The sequence below is a fragment of the Campylobacter concisus genome (assembly GCF_001891085.1).
Classification (GTDB): domain Bacteria; phylum Campylobacterota; class Campylobacteria; order Campylobacterales; family Campylobacteraceae; genus Campylobacter_A; species Campylobacter_A concisus_O.
Map to the genome: position 1 here is coordinate 37804 of NZ_JXUP01000009.1, position 21763 is coordinate 59566.

The 21763-nt window shown below is 37.5% G+C and carries 30 protein-coding genes; 26 read left to right on the forward strand and 4 right to left on the reverse strand.

Annotation, left to right across the window (positions count from 1 at the left end):
* The first annotated feature begins 3 nt into the window (after nt 1-3).
* The 25 genes from rpsE to TH67_RS08810 all read left to right on the forward strand — a co-directional run bounded on the left by rpsE (nt 4) and on the right by TH67_RS08810 (nt 18573).
* Entirely contained in the window at nt 4-447 is a 444-nt protein-coding gene (gene rpsE / locus TH67_RS08690; protein ID WP_002941646.1) for a 30S ribosomal protein S5, read from the forward strand.
* Nucleotides 448-462: 15 nt separating this feature from the next.
* Nucleotides 463-864, forward strand: coding sequence for a 50S ribosomal protein L15 (gene rplO, locus TH67_RS08695; protein WP_021089212.1), 402 nt, complete (start codon nt 463-465; stop codon nt 862-864).
* Nucleotides 864-2126: a preprotein translocase subunit SecY gene (gene secY, locus TH67_RS08700; protein ID WP_072595225.1), complete on the forward strand. Its 1263-nt coding sequence runs from the start codon at nt 864-866 to the stop codon at nt 2124-2126. The genes rplO and secY overlap by 1 nt, the downstream gene beginning before the upstream one ends.
* A 1-nt stretch (nt 2127) precedes the next feature.
* Nucleotides 2128-2886, forward strand: a complete 759-nt coding sequence (gene map / locus TH67_RS08705; protein WP_072595226.1) for a type I methionyl aminopeptidase — start codon at nt 2128-2130, stop codon at nt 2884-2886.
* 34 nt (nt 2887-2920) lie between these two features.
* Entirely contained in the window at nt 2921-3139 is a 219-nt protein-coding gene (gene infA / locus TH67_RS08710) for a translation initiation factor IF-1 (RefSeq protein ID WP_002848031.1), read from the forward strand.
* A 189-nt stretch (nt 3140-3328) separates the two neighbouring features.
* Nucleotides 3329-3442: a 50S ribosomal protein L36 gene (rpmJ, locus tag TH67_RS08715; protein WP_002941545.1), complete on the forward strand. Its 114-nt coding sequence runs from the start codon at nt 3329-3331 to the stop codon at nt 3440-3442.
* A 3-nt stretch (nt 3443-3445) separates the two neighbouring features.
* Nucleotides 3446-3814 (forward strand): 30S ribosomal protein S13, encoded by a 369-nt coding sequence (rpsM, locus tag TH67_RS08720; protein WP_002941610.1) that lies wholly within the window; start codon nt 3446-3448, stop codon nt 3812-3814.
* A 22-nt stretch (nt 3815-3836) separates the two neighbouring features.
* Nucleotides 3837-4229: a 30S ribosomal protein S11 gene (gene rpsK / locus TH67_RS08725; protein ID WP_021091081.1), complete on the forward strand. Its 393-nt coding sequence runs from the start codon at nt 3837-3839 to the stop codon at nt 4227-4229.
* Nucleotides 4230-4254: 25 nt separating this feature from the next.
* The gene (rpsD, locus tag TH67_RS08730) at nt 4255-4881 is read left to right on the forward strand and encodes a 30S ribosomal protein S4 (protein ID WP_072595227.1); all 627 of its coding nucleotides are present in this window, start codon (nt 4255-4257) and stop codon (nt 4879-4881) included.
* A 14-nt stretch (nt 4882-4895) separates the two neighbouring features.
* On the forward strand, nt 4896-5912 hold the full coding sequence (locus TH67_RS08735) for a DNA-directed RNA polymerase subunit alpha (RefSeq protein ID WP_072595228.1): 1017 nt from the start codon (nt 4896-4898) through the stop codon (nt 5910-5912).
* Between the two features lie 11 nt (nt 5913-5923).
* Nucleotides 5924-6280, forward strand: a complete 357-nt coding sequence (gene rplQ / locus TH67_RS08740) for a 50S ribosomal protein L17 (protein WP_072595229.1) — start codon at nt 5924-5926, stop codon at nt 6278-6280.
* Nucleotides 6281-6555: 275 nt separating this feature from the next.
* Nucleotides 6556-7560: a hypothetical protein gene (locus tag TH67_RS08745; protein WP_072595230.1), complete on the forward strand. Its 1005-nt coding sequence runs from the start codon at nt 6556-6558 to the stop codon at nt 7558-7560.
* A 123-nt stretch (nt 7561-7683) separates the two neighbouring features.
* Nucleotides 7684-8292 carry a hypothetical protein gene (locus tag TH67_RS08750; protein WP_072595231.1) on the forward strand — a complete coding sequence of 203 codons (609 nt, stop codon included), beginning with the start codon at nt 7684-7686 and terminating at the stop codon, nt 8290-8292.
* Nucleotides 8289-9038: an ABC transporter permease gene (locus TH67_RS08755; protein WP_072595232.1), complete on the forward strand. Its 750-nt coding sequence runs from the start codon at nt 8289-8291 to the stop codon at nt 9036-9038. The genes TH67_RS08750 and TH67_RS08755 overlap by 4 nt, the downstream gene beginning before the upstream one ends.
* Nucleotides 9035-9727: an ABC transporter ATP-binding protein gene (locus TH67_RS08760; RefSeq protein ID WP_072595233.1), complete on the forward strand. Its 693-nt coding sequence runs from the start codon at nt 9035-9037 to the stop codon at nt 9725-9727. Before TH67_RS08755 ends, TH67_RS08760 begins: the two co-directional genes overlap by 4 nt.
* 76 nt (nt 9728-9803) lie before the next feature.
* The gene (locus TH67_RS08765; RefSeq protein ID WP_072595234.1) at nt 9804-10721 is read left to right on the forward strand and encodes an NrtA/SsuA/CpmA family ABC transporter substrate-binding protein; all 918 of its coding nucleotides are present in this window, start codon (nt 9804-9806) and stop codon (nt 10719-10721) included.
* Nucleotides 10722-10929: 208 nt separating this feature from the next.
* The gene (locus tag TH67_RS08770; RefSeq protein ID WP_021091089.1) at nt 10930-11205 is read left to right on the forward strand and encodes a NifU family protein; all 276 of its coding nucleotides are present in this window, start codon (nt 10930-10932) and stop codon (nt 11203-11205) included.
* On the forward strand, nt 11192-11746 hold the full coding sequence (locus tag TH67_RS08775) for a hypothetical protein (protein WP_021091130.1): 555 nt from the start codon (nt 11192-11194) through the stop codon (nt 11744-11746). Before TH67_RS08770 ends, TH67_RS08775 begins: the two co-directional genes overlap by 14 nt.
* Entirely contained in the window at nt 11724-13007 is a 1284-nt protein-coding gene (locus TH67_RS08780) for a UDP-N-acetylmuramoyl-L-alanyl-D-glutamate--2,6-diaminopimelate ligase (RefSeq protein WP_072595235.1), read from the forward strand. Before TH67_RS08775 ends, TH67_RS08780 begins: the two co-directional genes overlap by 23 nt.
* Before the next feature lie 2 nt (nt 13008-13009).
* Nucleotides 13010-13357, forward strand: coding sequence for an aspartate 1-decarboxylase (gene panD / locus TH67_RS08785; protein ID WP_002941539.1), 348 nt, complete (start codon nt 13010-13012; stop codon nt 13355-13357).
* A 3-nt stretch (nt 13358-13360) separates the two neighbouring features.
* Nucleotides 13361-13675: a YbaB/EbfC family nucleoid-associated protein gene (locus TH67_RS08790; RefSeq protein ID WP_002941513.1), complete on the forward strand. Its 315-nt coding sequence runs from the start codon at nt 13361-13363 to the stop codon at nt 13673-13675.
* Entirely contained in the window at nt 13672-14781 is a 1110-nt protein-coding gene (locus TH67_RS08795; RefSeq protein WP_072595236.1) for a DUF7488 domain-containing protein, read from the forward strand. Before TH67_RS08790 ends, TH67_RS08795 begins: the two co-directional genes overlap by 4 nt.
* The gene (locus TH67_RS08800; protein ID WP_072595237.1) at nt 14778-15677 is read left to right on the forward strand and encodes a polyprenyl synthetase family protein; all 900 of its coding nucleotides are present in this window, start codon (nt 14778-14780) and stop codon (nt 15675-15677) included. Before TH67_RS08795 ends, TH67_RS08800 begins: the two co-directional genes overlap by 4 nt.
* Nucleotides 15678-15810: 133 nt before the next feature.
* Nucleotides 15811-17721: a transketolase gene (gene tkt / locus TH67_RS08805; protein WP_072595238.1), complete on the forward strand. Its 1911-nt coding sequence runs from the start codon at nt 15811-15813 to the stop codon at nt 17719-17721.
* A gap of 57 nt (nt 17722-17778) precedes the next feature.
* Nucleotides 17779-18573: an undecaprenyl-diphosphate phosphatase gene (locus tag TH67_RS08810; protein ID WP_072595239.1), complete on the forward strand. Its 795-nt coding sequence runs from the start codon at nt 17779-17781 to the stop codon at nt 18571-18573.
* A gap of 109 nt (nt 18574-18682) precedes the next feature.
* On the opposite strand, the gene TH67_RS08815 is transcribed toward TH67_RS08810, so the two are convergent.
* Genes TH67_RS08815 through moaC form a run of 3 tightly spaced genes read right to left on the reverse strand, consistent with a single transcriptional unit; the run spans nt 18683 to nt 20649 of the window.
* Nucleotides 18683-19921 carry a hypothetical protein gene (locus tag TH67_RS08815; RefSeq protein WP_072595240.1) on the reverse strand — a complete coding sequence of 413 codons (1239 nt, stop codon included), beginning with the start codon at nt 19919-19921 and terminating at the stop codon, nt 18683-18685.
* Nucleotides 19922-19931: 10 nt separating this feature from the next.
* On the reverse strand, nt 19932-20198 hold the full coding sequence (locus TH67_RS08820) for an HP0495 family protein (protein WP_021091143.1): 267 nt from the start codon (nt 20196-20198) through the stop codon (nt 19932-19934).
* Complete coding sequence (gene moaC / locus TH67_RS08825) at nt 20173-20649, reverse strand: cyclic pyranopterin monophosphate synthase MoaC (protein ID WP_178140250.1); 477 nt, start codon at nt 20647-20649, stop codon at nt 20173-20175. The genes TH67_RS08820 and moaC overlap by 26 nt, the downstream gene beginning before the upstream one ends.
* A 367-nt stretch (nt 20650-21016) precedes the next feature.
* Between moaC and TH67_RS08830 the strand changes: the two genes are divergently transcribed.
* Nucleotides 21017-21547 (forward strand): hypothetical protein, encoded by a 531-nt coding sequence (locus TH67_RS08830; protein WP_072595242.1) that lies wholly within the window; start codon nt 21017-21019, stop codon nt 21545-21547.
* Between the two features lie 18 nt (nt 21548-21565).
* On the opposite strand, the gene TH67_RS08835 is transcribed toward TH67_RS08830, so the two are convergent.
* Nucleotides 21566-21745 (reverse strand): M15 family metallopeptidase, encoded by a 180-nt coding sequence (locus TH67_RS08835; RefSeq protein WP_307781430.1) that lies wholly within the window; start codon nt 21743-21745, stop codon nt 21566-21568.
* Nucleotides 21746-21763: the final 18 nt, after the last annotated feature.

Sequence of the window (21763 nt, forward strand, 5' to 3'; positions counted from 1 at the left end):
TCGATGGAAAAATATAATAGAGAAGAATTTGAAGAAGTAATCGTCGATATCGGTCGGGTTACAAAGGTTGTTAAAGGTGGTCGTAGATTTAGATTTACAGCTTTAGTTGTTGTTGGTAATAGAAATGGTCTAGTTGGCTTTGGTTATGGCAAAGCTAAAGAGGTACCAGATGCGATGAGAAAAGCAATTGACGACGCATTTAAAAATATTATCCATGTTAAGATCAAAGGCACAACTATCCCTCACGATGTAGAGGTAAAATACAACGCAAGTAGAATGCTACTTCGCCCAGCTAGCGAGGGTACTGGTGTTATCGCTGGTGGTAGTGCACGTCCTATTATCGAGCTTGCAGGTATTAAGGATATCCTTACTAAATCACTTGGCTCAAACAACTCAGCAAACGTCGTTCGTGCTACTATAAAAGCACTTAGTTTGCTAAAAAGCTAAGAGAAAGGAGTTAAGATGGCATTAGAAAAATTAACACCTGCCGCAGGTTCAACTCATGCAACCAAAAGAATAGGTCGTGGTCAAGGTAGCGGCAATGGCAAAACTGCTGGCAAAGGTAACAAAGGTCAAAGAGCAAGAAAAGGCTACAATGAGAAAAGAGGTTTTGAGGGCGGACAACAACCACTTCAAAGACGTCTTCCAAAAGTAGGCTTTACTTCTAAATTTGAAAAACCTTATGTTATTAATGTCGAGAAAATTGCAGCTATAAAAGAGCTTGCTGAAATTTCAATAGCAACAATAGCTAGCGTTCATAAAATTTCAAAGAGCGTTACTAAGATAAAACTAATCGGTGCAAGTGCAAAAGCTCTTGCTTCTAAGATCAAAGACGAGAACGTTAGCGTTAGCGGAACAAAATAATGGATAAAACACTGACCAACAAGATTTTAATCACGTTGGCATTTTTGTTCGCATACAGGATACTGGCTTATGTGCCAGTTCCTGGTGTTAATGTCGACGTAATTAAAGAATTCTTCAATTCAAATAATAGTAATGCCTTGGGCTTATTTAATATGTTTAGCGGTAAAGCTGCTGAGCGTTTAAGCATTATCTCTCTAGGTATCATGCCTTACATTACAGCTTCGATCATTATGGAGCTTTTAGCAGCAACATTTCCAAAATTAGGTCAGATGAAAAAAGAGCGTGACGGTATGCAAAAGTACATGCAAATCATACGTTATGCAACCATCGTTATCACTCTTGTACAATCAATCGGTGTTTCTATCGGACTTCAAAGCTTAAGCGGACGTGGTGGCGAACAAGCTATCATGATAGATATAAATTTATTTATCGCGATCTCTGCCGTATCTATGCTAACTGGAACTATGCTACTTATGTGGATAGGCGAGCAAATAACGCAACGTGGTATAGGCAATGGTATAAGCCTTATCATCTTTGCTGGTATCGTCTCTGGCATACCTAGTGCAATCGGCGGAACTATAAATTTAGTAAATACTTCTGAGATGAATTTTCTAACAGTTATCGCTATTTTGGCGATTATCTTAGCTACCATTGGGGCTATTATATTTGTTGAGATGGGTGAAAGGCGTATCCCTATTTCTTACTCAAGAAAAGTTATAATGGAAAATCAAAACAAACGTATAATGAACTATATACCGATCAAAGTAAATTTGAGCGGTGTTATTCCACCGATATTTGCTAGTGCGATTTTGATGTTTCCAAGTACGATTTTACAGGCTAGTACAAATCCGATTATCCAAGCTATCAACGACTTTTTAAGTCCAAATGGCTATATGTTTAACTTTTTAACATTTTTATTTATCATCTTCTTTGCGTTTTTCTACGCATCAATCGTGTTTAACACAAAAGATATAAGCGAAAATTTAAAGAAACAAGGCGGATTTATCCCAGGTGTTAGACCAGGCGAGAGTACAGCTAGTTATCTAAATGAAGTAGCTGGCAGGCTAACTTTGGGCGGTGCTTTATATCTAGGCATCATCTCAACCTTACCATGGGTACTTGTAAAAACTATGGGTGTACCATTTTATTTTGGTGGCACGTCAGTACTTATCGTGGTATCTGTCGCTCTGGATACTATGAGGCGTATAGAAGCTCAGTCTTATACAAACAAATACCAAACTCTAAGTGCAGTAGGTCTATAAAATGGCTATCACGCTAAAAAGACCAGCTGAGATAGAGAAAATGAGAGCGGCGAACAAGATCGTCGCTCGAACTCTTGATCACATTTCTACGATTATAAAGCCTGGAATTTCCCTTCTTGAGATAGATAAAATTTGTGAAGATATGATAAGGGCTGCTGGGGCAAAACCTGCTTTTAAAGGTCTTTATGGCTTTCCAAATGCAGCTTGCATAAGCGTCAATGAAGTGGTGATCCACGGAATCCCAAATGAATACAAACTAAAAGAGGGTGATATCGTTAGCGTTGATATCGGCTCAAATTTAGATGGTTATTTTGGTGATTCGGCTAGGACATTTGGAGTTGGTAAAATTTCAAAAGAAGACGAGGCTTTGATCGCTTGCTCAAAAGATGCACTATATTTTGCGATTGACTATATAAGAGCTGGTATGCATTTTAAAGAAATTTGCTATGAGCTTGAGAAATTTATTCTTGGTAGAGGTTATGTGCCTTTACGTGGATATTGCGGTCACGGTATAGGAAAAAGGCCACACGAAGAGCCAGAAATTCCAAACTATCTTGAGGGGCATAACCCAAAAGCTGGACCAAAGATAAAAGAGGGAATGGTATTTTGTATAGAGCCAATGATCTGCCAAAAAGACGGCACGCCAGTTTTAGGAAGCGATAACTGGAAAGTAACCTCAAAAGATGGTTTAAGAACCAGCCATTATGAGCATTGTATGGCGATAGTTAATGGCAAAGCCGAAATTTTAAGCCAAGCGTAAAATTTATGGCAAAAATTTAAAGAAAGGAGAGTTTGTGGCAAAAGACGATGTCATTGAGATTGATGGAAATGTTGTTGAAGCACTGCCAAATGCAACTTTTAAAGTTGAGCTTGACAACAAACATATAATTTTATGTCATATCGCTGGAAAAATGAGAATGCATTATATAAAGATAATGCCTGGCGACCGTGTAAAAGTAGAACTTACGCCATATAGCCTAGACAAGGGCAGGATCACTTATAGATATAAGTAAATTTGACTTTGTGGCAAATATGCTAAGTAAATTTAAAGCTGGTTTTGGATAAAATCCAAGTTTTGCGAAAAGCTGTATGAAGAATTATTTTCAAAGTTCCCCACTTATTTTGAAAATAGTTGGTTTAAATTCTTTCTTTAGACCTGATGCAGCCCCTAAAAAAGTGGAATAAATTTTTAGGAGACTAAAATGAAAGTTCGTCCTTCTGTAAAGAAGATGTGTGACAAATGTAAAATTGTCAAACGTAGTGGCATAATTCGTGTTATCTGCGAAAATCCAAAACATAAACAAAGACAAGGATAAGGCATGGCACGTATTGCAGGTGTAGATTTACCAAACAAAAAGAGAATAGAGTATGGTTTGACTTATATATATGGTATAGGTCTTTACAAATCTCGTCAAATTCTTGACGCAGCTGGAATTTCTTATGACAAGAGAGTCTATGAGCTTAGTGAAGATGAAGCAGCAGCTATCCGTAAAGAAATTCAAGAGCATCATATCGTTGAGGGTGATTTGAGAAAACAAGTTGCTATGGATATCAAAGCTCTTATGGATCTTGGAAGTTATAGAGGTCTTCGCCACAGAAAAGGTCTTCCTGTTCGTGGTCAAAAGACTAAAACTAATGCTAGAACCAGAAAAGGCAGACGTAAAACTGTCGGTGCAGCTACTAAGTAAGGCAAGGGTTAAAGGATAATAAATGGCGAAAAGAAAAATTGTTAAGAAAAAAGTAGTTAGAAAAAGCATAGCCAAAGGTATCGTTTATATCAGTGCAACATTTAACAACACTATGGTAACTGTAACTGATGAAATGGGAAATGCTATTGCATGGAGTAGTGCAGGTGGCTTAGGCTTTAAAGGTAGTAAAAAATCAACTCCTTATGCAGCTCAGCAGGCAGTTGAAGATGCTCTAAATAAAGCAAAAGAGCATGGTATAAAAGAAGTTGGTATTAAGGTTCAAGGTCCAGGTAGCGGACGTGAAACGGCTGTTAAAAGTGTAGGAACTGTTGAAGGAATTAAGGTATCTTTCTTTAAAGACATTACACCTTTACCACACAATGGTTGTAGACCGCCAAAACGCCGCCGCGTATAATTAGAGAAAAATAGGAGAAATTATTATGGCTAGATATACAGGACCTGTTGAAAAATTAGAAAGACGTCTTGGTGTGTCTCTTGCGTTAAAAGGCGAAAGAAGACTTGCTGGTAAAAGTGCTTTTGAAAAAAGACCTTATGCACCAGGACAACATGGACAAAGAAGAGCAAAAATAAGCGAATATGGCTTACAACTTCGCGAGAAGCAAAAAGCTAAATTTATGTATGGTGTTTCTGAGAAACAATTTAGAAGATTATTTCAAGAAGCAGCACACCGCGAAGGTAATACCGGTGCTCTTTTGGTTCAACTATTAGAGCAAAGATTAGATAATGTTGTTTATAGAATGGGCTTTGCAACAACTCGTCGTTTTGCTCGTCAGCTAGTAACTCATGGACATATTTTAGTAAATGGCAAAAGAGTAGATATACCATCTTATAGAGTTGAGCCAGGTGCAAAAGTAGAGATTGTTGAAAAATCTAAAAACAATCCACAAATTGTTCGTGCAATAGATCTTACAGCACAAACTGGTATTGTTGCTTGGGTAGATGTTGAAAAAGAGAAAAAATTTGGAATTTTCACTAGAAATCCAGAAAGAGAAGAGGTTATCATTCCTGTTGAGGAAAGATTTATAGTAGAGCTTTATTCAAAATAATAGAGGGTATAAAGATGAGAAAGATTACTACATCAGCTTATATGCCAACTGAAATTGAAGTTAAAAGTGTTAGTGAAAATGTTGCTAACATTACAGCATATCCTTTTGAGGCGGGCTATGCTGTTACCTTGGCTCACCCATTGCGTCGTCTTCTTTACACAAGTACAGTAGGTTTTGCTCCTATTGGTGTAAAGATAAAAGGCGTTAGCCACGAATTTGACAGTATGCGTGGTATGCTAGAAGACGTAGCTTTTTTTATTATAAATTTGAAAAAAATCAGATTTAAATTAAAAAGCATTAGCGAGCGCGAAGTTATAGAGTATAGCTTTAAAGGACCAAAAGAGATAACTGGGGCTGATCTAAATAATGATCTAGTTGAGATCGTTAACCCAGACGCATACCTTGCTACAATAAATGAAGATGCTGAGTTAAATTTTTCAGTTATCATTCAAAAAGGTATCGGATATGTTCCTAGTGAAGAGATTAGAGAAGAGATCGAAGACGACTATATCGCACTTGACGCTTTTTTTACACCTGTTAAAAAAGCAGTTTACGATATACAAAATGTCTTGGTTGAGGATGATCCAGACTATGAAAAGATTGTATTTACTATAACAACTGATGGTCAAGTTAGTCCGATAGAGGCTTTTAAAAATTGTTTAGAAGCTATGTATCAACAAATGTCAGTATTTAAAGGAATTTTAGATATTGATGTTAGTACTCCAGTTGCTAGCTCAACTGCAGGTGGCGAGTTTTCAAAGTTACTTTCTAGCGTAGAAGATCTAAATTTAAGTGCTAGAAGTTTTAACTGCCTTGACAAAGCTGATATTAGATTTATCGGCGAGCTTGCATTAATGGACGAAAATGAGCTTAAAGAGCTTAAAAATTTAGGTAAAAAATCTCTTGAAGAGATTAAAGCGGTTATGGAAGAGATAGGCTATCCAGTTGGTGCCGATGTGTTAAAAGATGGCAAAGAGCAACTAAGAAAGAAAATAACCGAGCTTAAAGCACAAATGAGTGTAAAAGAATAAAAGGACAATAGATGAGACATAAACACGGATATCGCAAACTTGGTAGAACGTCATCTCATAGATCTGCATTGCTTAAAAATTTGGCGATAGCTATCATCAAAAGCGAAAAGATAGAGACGACTTTACCAAAAGCAAAAGAGCTTAGAAGCTATGTTGAAAAGCTAATTACAAGAGCTAGAAAAGGCGACTCTAATGCTCACAGAGCAGTATTTGATTCTTTACAAGATAAAGAAACAACAAATAAATTAGTTACTGAAGTAGCTCCAAAATTTAAAGAGCGCAATGGTGGCTATACAAGAATCATCAAGACTCGTGTTCGCAGAGGCGACGCGGCAGAGATGGCTTATATAGAGCTAGTAGCTGAATAATTATTAGAGAGCTTCGGCTCTCTTTTTTATTTTTTATATAAAATTTCTCACTTTTAAAATAAAATCCTTCTTTTCAAAAGCTTTCTCAAACTATAAATTTCTTTAATTATCTACCAAAATTATTAACCAAAACTATAAATTTTATAGTTAAAAGTTGTAAATTCTTTAATCTAAAATCATATATTTAAATTTTTACCTTTGAACTCTATGCTAAAATTTTATTTTATTAAGACGATATTTGTTTCAAATATCTTATAAATTTCAAAGGATTTGAGATGATAGGTAGTGTAAATGGAGTTGGGACAAATTTTTATGTTGGCTCACAAAGTAGTAGAGCGCAAGAGCTTGATACTAAAAATACTAAATCCAATATAGACAAAAATTCTTTAAATGATTTATCTAGCAGTTTGGTTGATGAGCAAAAAAGTCATACCGATACTAGAGGTGAGCCAATAAATTTAAATGAAACAAATACGATAAAATTTCAAAAAAATAGCGAAAATCTAACATTTGTTAGCAATTTCTCACTCTCAGGCATGGCTGCTAATGGCAAGATAAGCATCTGGGGTAAGCTCATGGGTTACGACAAACAAGTCAGCCAAGATGAGATAAATGATCTCAAAAATTTTATCAACCAGACCAAAGCACTTGGTTTTGGCAGAGCTCACGAAGAGATCATAGGATATTATCCAACAGATGTTGATCTCTTTGCAAAAGAATACACATCAAAACTTGATGGCAACACACTTCTTGGGCTTGGTCACAAGAGCCATGTGGAAGGGTTTGAGATACTTGATAAGGACCTAAGCATAGATGAGTTTAAAGATAAGTGGATTGATTATGCGCTTAGGCAGTATCTTGGCGAAAGAGTTGGCGTGGAGAGCATTACAATAGGTAAAAAGGCTATCTCCATGCTAACGAGCACTAATAAGCCACCAATCGAGTATCAGACGCTACAAAATATAAATTTCACTGACGAAGAGAGCAGACAGAGATTTCTTACGCTCATGAAAGCTGGCATGAAGAGTGGGGCGGATTTTAAAGAGGTGGTAGAGGGCGTGCTCTCGCTTTATAATGTGCAAAATACGGACAAACTTGATGGCAACAAAGTCTATGCTTCAGTGATCGGACGAAGCGAGAAACTGGCTACTTACGACATCAATAAAGATGAGAAATTTGCCTATCTTAAGGAGCTAATGCAACTTGAGAAAAACGGAGTTGATATACTAAAGCTAATGGAAAAAGTGGAGCAAAAACAGAAATTAGATATAAAAGTATAGGCTAAGTTTAGTTTTTTGTACCGCCTATCTTTTATGATTTTAGTCATAAGAGGCTCTTTTTACTTGATTTAAATTTTTAAATGATAGAATCTTGATTTCTATTATTAAAATTACGGAGAACTCGTGAGAAAGCTACTTTGGCTAAATCCCGTTGTAAAAAATATGTATGACTTCTCTGCATTAAAAGAGCTCTTGCAAAACAAGGACTTTAACATAGTAGAGTGCGAAAAAGATCATGTTCGTGATGTCAAAAATTCATATAAAAATTTATGCTCTAAAGGCATGGTTTTAGATAGTCGCTGTCCAAGAGCTGTAAATTTTATAAGATCAAATTTCAAAGAATTTTCAAACAATATTTCAAGCTTAAATCCCATTTTAATTGAAAGCGCCATTGAACTTAGTTCGAAGCTAAAAGAAAATGAGTGGCTTTATATAACAACGCCTTGTGAGGACTTGGCTGAGCTTGGAAATTCTTTAAAATTAGAGCGAACTACATTTTTAACATGGAAAAATTTTAAAGAGCTAAACGATATAAATTTACAAATAAGCAAAATAGAATCAAGCCCGATCCCACCTGGATTTTTTGAAAATTTAGGCATAAAAACACTAAGCTTATGCAGTAAAGAAAAGATACAAAACGCATTTTCATATAAATTTAGCGAGCTTAAAAACTATCAGATCATCGAGCTTTTGTACTGTGAAAACGGCTGTCACAATGGAGATGGGCTGTGATAGAAATTTTTAAAAAGAGCGTTTTGATCCTAGCGATCTTTGTCCTCTGGCAGGTCGTTTACGAGCTAGAAATTTTCACGCCCTATATCTTGCCAAGTCCTATTACGACACTTAAAACGATGTTTGATATGAGCTTAAGCGGCGAGCTAATAACGCATGTGATGATTAGCTTTAAGCGTATATTTGTTGGTTATATTTTGGCTTTTGTTTTGGCATTTATTTTTGGTGGAGTGGCGGCGCTATTTCCTAAAGCTAGCATTTATTATGAGTGGATTTTAGAATTTTTTAGAAATGTTCCACCACTTAGCCTTATTGCTATTTTGGTGCTTTGGTTTGGTATAAACGAAACTCCAAAAATTATTATTATCATCCTAGCATCGTTTTTCCCGATGTTTTTAAGCATTTCAAAAGGGCTAACTAGCTGCGATGTGAAGCTTATTGAAGTTGGTAAAATTTTTTGTTTTAGTAAATTTGAAATTTTTTACAAAATCATCCTAAAAAATGCCATAAAAGATATTTTTGTTGGTATGCGCATAGGTTTTGGCTACGCGATGCGAGCGATTGTAGGAGCGGAGATGATCGCAGCTTCTAGCGGACTAGGCTATCTCATACTTGATGCGGAGGAGCTTTCACGCGCGGATAGGATATTTGTAGGCATTTTTACGATAGGAATTTGCGGCGTGCTCATAGATAGGATATTTTTGTTTTTGATATCTAAATTTAGCCTTTTGCGAAGTGAAAGATGATAGAAATTTTAAATTTATCAAAGCATTTTTTTATTAATGACAAGCGTATTGACGTTTTAAAAGAGCTAAATTTAAGCATAAAAAAGAATAAAATCACCGTTATACTTGGCAGAAGTGGTTGTGGTAAAACGACTCTTTTAAGGCTTATTGCTGGACTTGAGAGCGTAAGTCTAGGCGAGATAAAATTTAAAGATCGAGCAAAGATCGGTTTTGTCTTTCAAGAACCTAGGCTCATGCCTTTTTTAAATGTCTATGAAAATATCGTATTTGCGCTTAAAAAGCATGAGATAGACGAGGCAAAGATAGATAGGCTCATATCGATGATGGGGCTTAGCGAGTTTAAATTTGCCGCTGTTTCGCAGCTATCTGGCGGCATGAGTTCGCGCGTTTCTCTTGCTAGAGTGCTTGCATATGAAGCAAATTTGATCCTTATGGATGAGCCATTTGCGGCACTTGATGCTTTTACGAGAGCCAGCATGCAGGCTGAAATTTTGAAGCTTCAAGCCGGCAAAACCATCATTTTTGTCACTCATAATGTCGATGAAGCCCTATATTTAGCAGACGAGATAATTTTGCTTGAAAAAGGTGGGATAAAATCAAGCTATGATCTATCAAATCTAGCTAAGCCAAGAGATTTGCTTTGCGATGAGCTAATAAATTTAAAGCGTAAAATTTTAAGTGAAATTTAGCATTTTATAAAATGATAATTAAAACCAAAACGAAGCAAAAAGTTATATAATTTGGAAAATTTTTAAAGGAGCAAATATGAGAAAGTTTTTTAAGATTTTGTGTGCAGCCTCTTTGCTTTGTCTAGTCGCAAACGCAAGCGAGCTAGATAAGATCGGCATGACCTATGTCAAATCGCCGCTAAACGTCCCCTCAATCGTCGATAAATTTAAAGGCTTTTATGCTAAATCTTTTGGTATACCAGTCGAGTACTCTGAGATAACATCAGGCGCAAAGCAGACTCAAGCTCTAGCTTCAAATTCGCTCCAGTTTCTAAACTGCGTGGGCGGAACTTCAGTCATACTTGCTGCAGCAAATAAAGCTGACATAAAGATCATAAGTGCATATTCAAGAGCACCTGAAGCTTTTGCGATATTTGCTAAAGATAAAGGTATAAAAACCGCTAAAGACTTAAAAGGTAAAAAAATAGCAGGCCCAAAAGGCACGATATTAAATGAGCTTTTGGTTAGGTATCTTGCTCTTGGCGGTCTAAGCATAAATGACGTAGAGTTCGTTTCTATGGGCATCCCAGCTGCACAAGCTGCACTTGAAAATGGCAGTGTCGATGCAGCACTTCTTGCTGGACCAGCTGCTTATAATGCTAAAAAATCAGGACTTAGTGTCGTAACAACAGGCAAGGGCGTCATCACTCCAGTCATCGTTACTGCCACAAGCGGAGAATTTTACAAAAAGCATAAAGATATAGTTGAAAAATTTAAAAAGGCTCAAGATGAAATTTTGGCTTTTATGAAAGCAAATGAGGAAGAGGCATTAAAATTTACAGCTGAAGAGACCGGGCTTAGCATAGAGGCGGTAAAGAGTATGTATCCGCAGTATGACTTTAGTCCAAAGATCACGCCTGAAGATATAAAAGCACTTGAAGCTACGCAAGAATTTATGCTTGAGAGCAAGATGATCGAGCAAAAAGTAGATATAAAATCACTTCTAATAGATTAAACAAAAAGGGCAAAATTTGCCCTTTTATCCTAAAGCTTATAATCAAAAATTTACTAAATTTTAGCTCAAATATTTAATAATCAAAACTGACTAGGTGTGTCAAAAAGGTTTAAATTATAAAGCAAAATTAGCACTAAGCAAAAATATAGCCATTATTTTTTGCATTTTTATTTTGCTATAATAGCCCAAAAATTTAATAGGAAAAGATATGATCCCATTTAGCGATGAAGAACTTTTAAAACCAGTCAGTGCAAGTTTGCAAAAGGTATTACCGATGCTTGAAAATGATGGCGGTGGCATGGAGCTACTTGGCATAAAAAATGGCAAAATTTATGTAAGACTTACAGGGCATTGTCATGGATGTGCAGCTAGCACAACTACACTAAAATATGGACTCGAAAGACAACTTCGTATGGATATTCACCCAGAGCTTGAGGTCGTAAATATCCCGATTGGCGAGGAATTTGACATTGATAGATTATAAAAAAATAGGCATTAAACACTTCAAACGTTCTAAATTTAAAGAAGCAATCTTTTACTTCTCTCTAGCTTACGAAAAGACACAGGATAAAAATTTACTATTTTTGATACAAATTTGCTCCCTTGGCGAGAAAAATGCAGAGGAAGCAAAACTTTTATTTGACTATTTTATGGATAAATTAAGAGCTGGCGAAGATGATGAAGGAATGGATGAAATTTTAAAAATTTTAGAATCAAGATTGGCTAGCGATGAGTATTTTGAAGAGCAAGACGCGATCAGCTACGAGGACTTTAAAAAGGCCGTTTATAAGGACGGAAGCTTCAAAAAAGTCTTTGAAAATATCATGTTCTCAACCAAGGTTATGATCTCAAACAAAGATGATTTTTTAGAATTTTTGGGAAATTTGATAAAAAATGACTTTATCGAAATGAGCATAAACTATCTTGAGAGTGCGGCGGTGATGTTTGGCGGTGATGAGCGCATAGATCAGCTTTTTAAAGAGATACAAAAAAGACAAAACGATGAAAATATCAGTAGAAAATAGCTTCATAACAGATGACTCAAACGAGTGCGAAAATGGCTCATTTTTCGTGCAAACTACTGCAAATGCAAAATTTGCAGAGGCTGCGGTAAAAAATGGCGCTAAGATAATCAGCCTTGAAGAGTGCAAGAAGCTTTTAAAAATCGATGAAAGCTTAAAGATAGTTGGCATCACGGGCACAAATGGCAAGACCACAACGGCTGCTGCTATCTATGAGACTTTGCGAAATTTAGGCAAAAAATGCGGCCTAAGTGGCACAAGAGGGGCATTTATAGAGGGCAAGCAGATAGATGATAAGGCGCTTACGACGAGTGCCATTTTAAAGACCCTTTCTTACCTCAAAGCAGCCAGCGAGCAAGACTGCGAGTACTTTGTGATGGAGGTTAGCTCACACGCGATAGCTCAAAAGCGCATAGAGAGCTTGAAATTTGCTCTAAAAATTTTTACAAATTTGACTCAAGACCACCTCGACTACCACAAGAGCATGGAGGAGTACGCTAGGGTAAAGTCGAGCTTTTTTGATGATGATTGCATGAAGCTTATAAATGCTGATGATAATGGCATTAAATTTAACCCAAAAAACGCCTATACGTATTCGCTCAAAAAGCCAGCCAGCTTTGCGCCGATAGTTTATGGGTTAAAGGACGGCATAGACGCGGTTATCAAGACGCCAAATGGTGATGTGGAGATAGACTCAAGCTTGCAAGGTGAGTTTAATCTTTATAACCTAATCGCAGCCCTTGGCGCAGTTTACCTGCTAGAGCGCCCAGATACAGCCACACTTTCAAAGGCGATAAGCAAATTTAAAGGTGTTAGTGGCAGAATGGAAGTGGTTAGCACCGATCCGCTAGTCATCGTGGATTTTGCCCATACGCCAGATGGTATCGAGAAGGTGCTAAACTCGCTTAGACATCTAAATTTGATAGCTGTATTTGGCGCAGGCGGTGATAGAGATAGGACAAAGCGTCCAAAAATGGGAGCAATAGCCCAAAAATACGCAAGAATTTGTATCGTCACAAGTGACAATCCAAGAAGCGAAGAGCCAGAGAGCATAATAGATGAAATTTGTGCTGGTATGAGTCAAAATGAAAATTTGATACGAAACGCTAACCGCAAAGAGGCGATCGCACTAGCCATTAGCAAGCTAGAACCCGGCTGGGCGCTTGTCATACTTGGCAAAGGCGACGAGCCATATCAAGAGATAAAGGGCGTCAAGCACCCATTTAGCGACAAAGAAGTAGTAAGAGAGCTTTTAAAGAGGTAAAAATGAATATAGAAATTTTAGCTAGTAAGATCCATAGAGCCGTCGTAACAGACGCAAATTTAAACTATGTTGGCTCGATCAGCATCGGCGAGGAGCTTATAAAAGCTGCAAATTTGATAGAAAATCAAAAGGTTGAAATTTTAGACGTAAATAATGGCGAGAGATTTGCCACCTATGTGATAAAAGGTAAAAAAGGCGAAATTTGCCTAAACGGCGCAGCTGCGAGAAAGGTCTGCGTGGGCGATGTGGTCATCATCGTGGCTTACGCTAGCATGAAATTTAAAAAGGCTAAGAAATTTAAGCCAACCATCGTGCACGTAAATAACAAAAACGAGATCATAAAGGAGTAGGCGATGTTTGAGGGATTTGACTTTTCAAAGATGGGGCAGATGCTTGAGGATGTGCAAAAGCAGGCCAAGCAGATGGAAGAAGAGAGCAAAAATAAAGAATTTGGAGCAAAAAGTGGTGGCGGACTTGTAAGCGTGAGAGCAAACGGCAGTGGCGAGATACTTGATATTAGCATAGATGATAGCTTGCTTGAAGATAAAGAGAGTATGCAAATTTTACTAATAAGCGCCGTAAATGACGTGCTAAAATCAGTTGAGGCCGATAAGAAAAACACCGCTTCAAGGATGCTTGGCGGCCTTGCTTCGATGGGGATAAAATGAGATTAAAATATAAATTTACTCTTGCATTTTTGCTATCAGCGCTTTGTCTAAACGCCGATCCTAGGCCTACTCAAGAGGACTTTAACGCCTGCTTTGAAAAGAACAAAAACTCGATCGTCTCTGTAAATAAACACTTTGGCGTGGCTATCACTAAAAATTTGATCGCAGTACCAAAAAGTGAGGGAGCTCCACTTGGCGAATATGTCAAATTTGACCCATATTTGCAGCTCTTTTTGGTCCGCTCTAGCAAGGAGCTAAGCCCTGTCGTGATGGCTGATGAGACCAACGAGGAGCGCATCAAAAAGAGCACCTGGGTTGGCATCTTAAATGACTCTAACAACACAGTGATGGGTCACATCAAGTCTTTGGGGCAAAATTTAGGCGACTTTGATACGCTAAGCTTCGAGTATAACGCAACTGGCGAGATAAACACACCTTGCTGCAAGATGATAGGCATAGCTGTTGGAGCTGATAAATTTATACCAAATCGCTATTTAAAGCATTTTGTATCTTACGATGATGTCTACTACGGCGATATTGGCGTGAAATTTTTACAAAAAGAGGATAAATTTTTTGTAGGGCTTGTCGATCCTTTGGGCCGTGGCAAGATGATGATGGTTGATGATGAGTTAGTTAGTGTAAATGGTATCAAGCCAAAAAGCTTAAGAGAGCTAAATGAGATGGTACTTTTTGCTCCAAAGGGCGCAAAGCTTGACATCATCGTGAAGCGCGATAAGCAAGAAATGCTCTTTCAAGTGCCAGTAAGTGGGGATGTTAAATTTAACCAAAGTCTTGATGTAGACGCCCCTTCGAGCCTTGATATACCAAATTTTAATATCATGCCAAAAGAGCCACAAACGATGCTTGATGATAAGATTTTGGTGGATTATGGTATCACGGTGGATAAAAATTTAGTCGTTACAAAGGTCGAGCCAAAGTCAAATGCAGAAATTTTTGGTATCAAGATTGGTGATAAAATTTTGGGTTTTGATAAACAAAGCGTGAGTAGCCGTGAAGAGCTTTTAGAGAAGCTTGGTGAATTAAAAAATTTTACGCTTCTATTTACTAGAAATGACTTTCAGTTTTTTGCAAGAGTGCCAAAATGAGCCTACTTGAGGACTTTGTAAAATTTCTAAACGCAAATTTGCCAAAGGCGCCTAGCTTTCACCCTTATTATGAGGAGGCGCTTGGCGTTATGCTAAAGGCTGGGGGCAAGCACTTTAGGGCGCTTTTGCTTCTTGGCGTGGTGGAAAGTGTGGATAAAAGCCTCACGCAAAAGGCCATGAGAGTGGCTTTAGGGCTTGAGATGATGCATACATACTCGCTTATCCATGATGACTTGCCTTCGATGGACAATGCAAGCCTAAGACGCGGCACCCCAACGCTTCATGTCACATATGATGAGACTACTGCCATACTTGCAGGAGATGCGCTAAATACACATGCTTTTTATGAAATTTCACGTGCCGATTTACCAGCTGAAACGCGTATAAAATGCGTAGAAATTTTAAGCGAAAATGCTGGCGTTAGCGGCATGGTGCTAGGTCAGGCACTGGATTGTTTTTTTGAAAATACGAACAAAGAGGATATCAAAAGAGCAAAGGCTAAATTTGGCCTCTCTGGCAAGATGCTAAGCCTAGATGAGTTAGTCTTTTTACACATCCACAAGACCGCAAAGCTCATCGCTGCAAGTCTAAAAATGGGCGCTGTGATAGTAAATTTAAGTGAAATAGAGTGTGAGAAAATTTATGATATCGGCCTAAAGCTCGGCCTTGCTTTTCAGATACAAGATGACATCATTGATCTTACGAGCGACGAAGCGGCCGCTGGAAAGCCTGTGCATAACGACCTAGCTAAAAACTCATTTACAAATTTACTTGGTCTATATGGCGCAAAAAAGAAAAAAGATGAGCTAATTTGCGAGATAGAAGAGGCACTAAAACAGATAGATGCAAACATCGCAAAGATGATCTTAGAGCTTACGGATAAACACCTTAGATAAAAGCTAGAAATTTCTAGCTTTTTACTGCTAAAAATTTAAAAAATTTATATTACTATTTAGACATTTTGGACAAAAATGCAAGGCAAGTTTTAATCACTTTTTTGTATAATCTGGCGCAATAAAAGGAGATCATATGCTAAAAAAACAAGCCGATACTATAAGATTTTTGTGCGCTGACATGGTGCAAAACGCTAACAGCGGACACCCAGGCGCACCTATGGGTCTAGCTGATATTATGGTGGTTTTAAGCAACTTTTTAAAACACAATCCAAAAAATCCAAAATGGCTAAATAGAGATAGGCTGGTTTTTAGCGGTGGTCACGCTTCAAGTTTGGTTTATAGCTTCTTGCACCTAAGCGGCTACGATCTAAGCCTAGACGAGCTTAAAAATTTTCGCCAACTTGGCTCAAATACCCCAGGACACCCAGAAATTCACACTCCAGGCGTTGAGGTTGCTACTGGCCCACTTGGTCAAGGCGTAGCAAATGCAGTTGGCCTAGCCATGGCAGAAAAATACGCTGCAAACGTGCTAAATGAGCCGGACAATAAAATAATCGATCATAAAATTTACTGCCTTTGCGGCGACGGCGACCTAGAAGAGGGCATAAGCTACGAGGCATGTTCGGTAGCCGGAAATTTAAGACTAGATAACCTTGTGCTCATCTACGACTCAAACAACATCACGATCGAGGGTGATACGGCGATAGCTTTTAGTGAGGATGTCAAAGCGAGGTTTGAGGCGCAGGGCTGGGAGGTCGCACGTATCGACGGACACGACTATGACCAGATCGAATTTGCACTAGAGCAGGCAAACGAGAAAGAGTCGCCATATCTCATCATCGCAAACACACGCATAGCACGTGGTGCAATGGAGCTTGAGGGCTCACACCACAGCCACGGCGCCCCACTTGGCGAAGAGATCATCAAAAAGGCAAAGGCTGCAGCTGGTTTTGATCCTGAGAAGAAATTTGCCATTGATGAGGACGTGCTTTTAAGATTTAGAGGTGCAGTTGAAAAGGGCGATCTAGAAGAGGCGATGTGGAACAAAAAGGTTGAGGCGCTAAGCATTGAAGGCAAAAATTTACTAAACTCACTTCTTAATCCAAACTTTAGCAAGCTCGAATTTCCAGACTTTAGCGACAAAAAGCTAGCCACAAGAGATACAAATCACGTTATTTTAAACGAGATAGCTAAAAAACTTCCTGGCTTTATCGGTGGCAGCGCAGATCTTGCTCCTTCAAACAAGACCGAGTTAAAGGGCATGGGTGACTTCCCAAATGGTAAAAATATCCACTACGGCATCAGAGAACATGCCATGGCAGCTATCAACAACGGCATCGCCAGATACGGCCTTTTCTTGCCATTTTCAGCGACGTTTTTCATCTTTAGCGACTATCTAAAGCCAAGTGCAAGGATAGCAGCACTCATGGGCATCAAGCACTTTTTTGTCTTTACGCACGATAGTATCGGCGTTGGCGAAGATGGTCCGACACATCAGCCTATCGAGCAGCTTAGCACATTTAGAGCGATGCCAAATTTCTATACTTTCCGCCCAGCTGATGGCAACGAAAACGCAGCTAGCTGGCAAGCGGCTCTAAATTTAAACGCTCCAAGCGCATTTGTGCTTAGTCGCCAAGGGCTTGACCCACTTGCAAAAGGCGAATTTGGCGAGGTTGGCAACGGCGCGTATCTTTTAAGCTCGGCAAAAGAAGCAAAGATAACATTTATAGCAAGCGGTAGCGAGGTTTCACTCTGCGTAAAAGCAGCCGAACTTCTAGCTGAGCAGGGCATTGGTGCAAACATCGTATCAGCGCCTTGTTTTGACCTACTTTGCGAGCAGCCAGCTGAGTATGTGGCTAGAATTTTAGATAAAAATACAACCATCATCGCAGTTGAGGCCGCAACTGGCCTTGAGTGGTATAAATTTGCCGACGCAGTTTATGGCATGAACAGCTTTGGCGCCAGCGGCAAGGCAAATGAGCTATTTGACCACTTCGGATTTACTCCGCAAAAGCTTGCAAATTTTGCTAGCGAACTTATATAAATTTAATCTTGGGGAGTAAAATCCCCAACTGCAATCTAAAATCAAAAAAGGCATTTTATGGAAATTTCTCACGTTATCGTTTTGGCCTTGGTGCAAGGTATAAGCGAATTTTTACCCATTTCTAGCTCGGCTCATCTTATCTTGGTGCCAAAGCTACTTGGCTGGCCAGATCAGGGGCTTGCCTTTGACGTGGCAGTGCACGTTGGTACGCTAAGTGCGATACTTTTTTATTTTAAAGATACGATTTTTAAGCTACTTCGTGACTTTTTTGCCTCGATCGCACAAAGAAAGATGGTAGGCGATAGCTTGCTTGTTTGGTGTGTCGGCTTTGCTACCATTCCAGTTGGGATTTTTGGACTTTTGTTTAACAATATTATCGAAGAGTACGCAAGAAGCGGCGTTGTGATCGCTATTACTACGATCGTCTTTGGCATAGCGCTTTACTTTGCAGATCTTCGCTCGACAAATAAAAGCGAATATGAAATGACCATAAAATTTGCACTTATTATCGGCCTTGCTCAAGCTGTGGCGCTCATCCCTGGCGTCTCAAGATCAGGCATAACGATGACAGCAGCCTTATTTTTAGGATTTAGCCACAAGGGTAGTGCGAATTTCTCATTTTTGATGTCGATCCCAGTCATCATCCTAGCCGGCGGACTTGAGAGCATCAAGCTTATAAAAGATCCAAACGCTTTGCCATGGAGCGACATTGCCCTTGGTGTCATTATAAGTGCAGTTAGCGCTTATCTTTGCGTTAAGCTATTTATGGGGATCATCTCAAGAATCAGGATGCTTCCTTTTGTCATCTACCGCTTGATCTTGGGAACATTTTTACTTTATCTATTTTTGTGATTTTAAGGCTTTAGAAAGTAAAAGCCAAGTGTGGAGAAATTTTTCACACTTGGCAAGAATATTTAGCGTGAGTATCTTTCAAGAAAAATTTCAAGATAAGCTTGATAATTTAATCCTCTTTTTTATCTTTTTTAATAACATTTAACAGATCTTTTGCAGCTTGATAAGCCCTATCTCCAAATTTCTTGGCTTCTGATTTGATGTCAATTTGTTTGATGTCTTCAAATTTTTCATTGGCTTTTTTCTCAAGATTAGCGATCTCTTGTTTGATCTCTTCGATTTTGTCATTTGTATCAAAATTTAGCTTTAGCTTTTTACTCTTGTCGTTTAGCTCTTGCTTTAGGGCTTCAAATTTATTATTTGCCTCGCTCATAAGCTTTGCCATGCCGTTTGACTTTAACTCTTCTATCCTTGAAATAATCTGCTCTCTTGCTTGATCGCTAATGCGTTTAAATTTTGCTAGGTTTGTATCTAGCTCGCTATTTATCACATTTTCGATTTCATTTCTTGCTACACCTTCAAATTCCTTTTCAAGTTCCCTAAGCAAGGCTATAAATTCTTCATCAATATTTTTTAAATTTAGTAGTTGTGAGTTTAGCCTAAGCTCATCTGGAGCAAATTTCGCCTCATCTTTAAGCTTTTCTATGGCTCTTAAAATGCCATCTCTTGTGCCACTTATCGCTCCACTTATCAGCTCTTTTGCAAAGATATGACCCTCATCTGCCAAATTTGCTGCTGCTATGATGATATTTTTTGAAATTTCAAGTATCCGCTCTTTACTAAACTCACCTCCAATTATCGCAACATAGGTCATATTTTTAGCTATCGCACCAGCTGTTTCTTCGACATCTTTTGCACCTTCAAGAGTTGTTAAAAAAGCGATTTGAGCGCTCTCTTTTAAGATACCAAGAAGCCTTGTTTCTCTAATGATCGCATTATTTAAAAGCTCTAAAATTTCCTCTTTTTCACTAAAATTTCTATCTTTTACGACTTCTTCAGCTGCCTCAAATGAAATTTTGAGTCTATTTTTTATCTCTTCACGTTTTGCTTCTATTGCACGATTTAGCTCATCTTTTTTATCAAGTAGCTCGTAAAGTGCCTTTTCTTCAGCACCGACAATGGCTTGATTTATTCCCTCCATGGCACTTTTTAGATTTTTTGTATTTATGAGATCTTCTTTGTTCATCTTGTCATAAAGCTCATTCATTTTAGCCTTTAAAATTTCTGGCAAAGTATTTATATCTTTGTTTGCAGCATCTTGAAAGAAGTTATTGCAAAGAGCTTTTATGCTTATTAATAAGCCATCGCTGCTTTTATAATCATGTAAATTTTGTTCTAAATTGTTCATATCTTTTACCTTATAAAACGTATTTTGCTTCGTGTTTTAGTGCTGAAAATATCTCTAGCCTCTCTTCTTCGCTCAAAACTAGTACGGCTAAGTCATAGCTTGCGTACTTTTTATCTTTGCTAAATTTTGAAAAGACTAGCTTAAATTCTCTATCTTTTACTATCTCTTTTACCTTTTCTTCTACATTGACATCTGCATCAAATATTATTTTGTATTCCCAATGCGTTGGGTAATCAATTTTTGCTTTTTTGTTATTTAGATCGCATATACTCGCCACTTTTTCCTCCTGTTTTACTCTCTAATACGATATTACTTATTTCCATGCTTTTATCTATAGCTTTTACCATATCATAAATGGTCAAAAGCCCCACGCTAACGCCAGTTAATGCCTCCATCTCAACGCCTGTTTTACCCTCTATTTTTACGCTCACATAAAGCTTAAAAGCGCAAATTTCAGATAGCTCCTCAATATCACAATCCACACCTAAAATAGCTAGTGGATGGCACATCGGGATTAGTTCGCTTGTCTTTTTTGCTCCCATTATCGCAGCAACGACAGCCGTTTGGATGACCGGGCCTTTTTTGCCGGTATTTTCTTTTATCGCCCTAAAGGCCTCTTTGCTCATTTTTATGATCCCGCTAGCAGTTGCTACTCTTTTTGTAGGATCTTTTGGGCTCACATCGACCATTTTTGGACGATCTTTCTCATCTAAATGCGTTAGCATTATCTCTCCTTTTTTGGCGGATTATAGCCTATTTAAACAAATTTAAATTACCAATGGCTTTAAGCTAAAAATATACCAAATGCATAAATTTTTGGCTTTTAATTAAATGCTAAAGATTTCTCATTACTTAATATAATTATTTAATTTAAATAATTTTCTTAAGAAATAATTTAGAATTAGATTTTTATTCAAATTAGCACTAAAAATAAGCGATTTAATAGATAATAAATTTTATTAAAGCTATATTAGTATTGATTAAAATCAAATATATATTTAATGTAAATAATAAAATTTAAAAAAAAATATTGATATTTTTCTTTAAAAGCTTAAAAAAATAAATTAATCGCTAATTTGCTTTTAAGAGTTAAGTATGTATAGTTTTTTACTTATTAAATTTATGATGAAAGTGCCTTGGATTATGAGATTTCTGCTTTGTATAAGTTTGTTTTTGATAACAGCTTTTGCCCAGCAATTAGGCTGCTTTATTAATGAAAGCAACCAAAGCATCGTCTTTATAAAAGATGGACAAATTAAAAATTTGGATCTAAAAGATACGATTTATAAAAATCAAGAGTGCGGAAATGATGGAGAATCCTTTTATATCGCAAATTTAAATAATGAGATTATTGAGGTAACAAATGAGAAAAATTTCTTATTTGCTATGCCAAATGTTGGCTGTAAAATCTCACAAATTGTGGCAATTAAAAATAAAATTTACGTAGCTTGCGATATGACAAATGAAGTCAGCATAGGCGTTTTTGATAAAAATCTCAATAAACTTTTAACTAAAAATTATAAAGATGTTTATAAAATTCCAAGCCTTTTGCCAATTAATGATGAACTATTTTTTACGAGCTTTAATGGCAAAGCATTTTTGCTTGATAAAGAGCTTAGATTTTAAGATAGAAGTCAAGAGATTTTAACAATTTCTTTCAAAGTGCGGAACGTCAAGAAAGTTTTTAAAATTACCGCCCCAACGATTAAGAGTATTTAAGCTCTCCCAATAATTGCCAATATCTTGTAATTCTAGCTTTGATTGTAACCAAACGTTATTTTTAAATATATGTAAATCTATCGCACATTCTTTTAGATGATAGATTCATAGTTTTACTTTTAC

Excerpts from the sequence above, each read along its gene's own strand:
- rpsE (WP_002941646.1), top strand. The coding sequence starts at position 4 with ATGGAAAAATATAATAGAGAAGAATTTGAAGAAGTAATCGTCGATATC.
- rplO (WP_021089212.1), top strand. The coding sequence starts at position 463 with ATGGCATTAGAAAAATTAACACCTGCCGCAGGTTCAACTCATGCAACC.
- secY (WP_072595225.1), top strand. The coding sequence starts at position 864 with ATGGATAAAACACTGACCAACAAGATTTTAATCACGTTGGCATTTTTG.
- map (WP_072595226.1), top strand. The coding sequence starts at position 2,128 with ATGGCTATCACGCTAAAAAGACCAGCTGAGATAGAGAAAATGAGAGCG.
- rpmJ (WP_002941545.1), top strand. The coding sequence starts at position 3,329 with ATGAAAGTTCGTCCTTCTGTAAAGAAGATGTGTGACAAATGTAAAATT.
- rpsM (WP_002941610.1), top strand. The coding sequence starts at position 3,446 with ATGGCACGTATTGCAGGTGTAGATTTACCAAACAAAAAGAGAATAGAG.
- rpsK (WP_021091081.1), top strand. The coding sequence starts at position 3,837 with ATGGCGAAAAGAAAAATTGTTAAGAAAAAAGTAGTTAGAAAAAGCATA.
- rpsD (WP_072595227.1), top strand. The coding sequence starts at position 4,255 with ATGGCTAGATATACAGGACCTGTTGAAAAATTAGAAAGACGTCTTGGT.
- TH67_RS08735 (WP_072595228.1), top strand. The coding sequence starts at position 4,896 with ATGAGAAAGATTACTACATCAGCTTATATGCCAACTGAAATTGAAGTT.
- rplQ (WP_072595229.1), top strand. The coding sequence starts at position 5,924 with ATGAGACATAAACACGGATATCGCAAACTTGGTAGAACGTCATCTCAT.
- TH67_RS08745 (WP_072595230.1), top strand. The coding sequence starts at position 6,556 with ATGATAGGTAGTGTAAATGGAGTTGGGACAAATTTTTATGTTGGCTCA.
- TH67_RS08760 (WP_072595233.1), top strand. The coding sequence starts at position 9,035 with ATGATAGAAATTTTAAATTTATCAAAGCATTTTTTTATTAATGACAAG.
- TH67_RS08765 (WP_072595234.1), top strand. The coding sequence starts at position 9,804 with ATGAGAAAGTTTTTTAAGATTTTGTGTGCAGCCTCTTTGCTTTGTCTA.
- TH67_RS08770 (WP_021091089.1), top strand. The coding sequence starts at position 10,930 with ATGATCCCATTTAGCGATGAAGAACTTTTAAAACCAGTCAGTGCAAGT.
- TH67_RS08780 (WP_072595235.1), top strand. The coding sequence starts at position 11,724 with ATGAAAATATCAGTAGAAAATAGCTTCATAACAGATGACTCAAACGAG.
- panD (WP_002941539.1), top strand. The coding sequence starts at position 13,010 with ATGAATATAGAAATTTTAGCTAGTAAGATCCATAGAGCCGTCGTAACA.
- TH67_RS08790 (WP_002941513.1), top strand. The coding sequence starts at position 13,361 with ATGTTTGAGGGATTTGACTTTTCAAAGATGGGGCAGATGCTTGAGGAT.
- TH67_RS08795 (WP_072595236.1), top strand. The coding sequence starts at position 13,672 with ATGAGATTAAAATATAAATTTACTCTTGCATTTTTGCTATCAGCGCTT.
- TH67_RS08800 (WP_072595237.1), top strand. The coding sequence starts at position 14,778 with ATGAGCCTACTTGAGGACTTTGTAAAATTTCTAAACGCAAATTTGCCA.
- tkt (WP_072595238.1), top strand. The coding sequence starts at position 15,811 with ATGCTAAAAAAACAAGCCGATACTATAAGATTTTTGTGCGCTGACATG.
- TH67_RS08810 (WP_072595239.1), top strand. The coding sequence starts at position 17,779 with ATGGAAATTTCTCACGTTATCGTTTTGGCCTTGGTGCAAGGTATAAGC.
- TH67_RS08815 (WP_072595240.1), bottom strand. The coding sequence starts at position 19,921 with ATGAACAATTTAGAACAAAATTTACATGATTATAAAAGCAGCGATGGC.
- TH67_RS08830 (WP_072595242.1), top strand. The coding sequence starts at position 21,017 with ATGTATAGTTTTTTACTTATTAAATTTATGATGAAAGTGCCTTGGATT.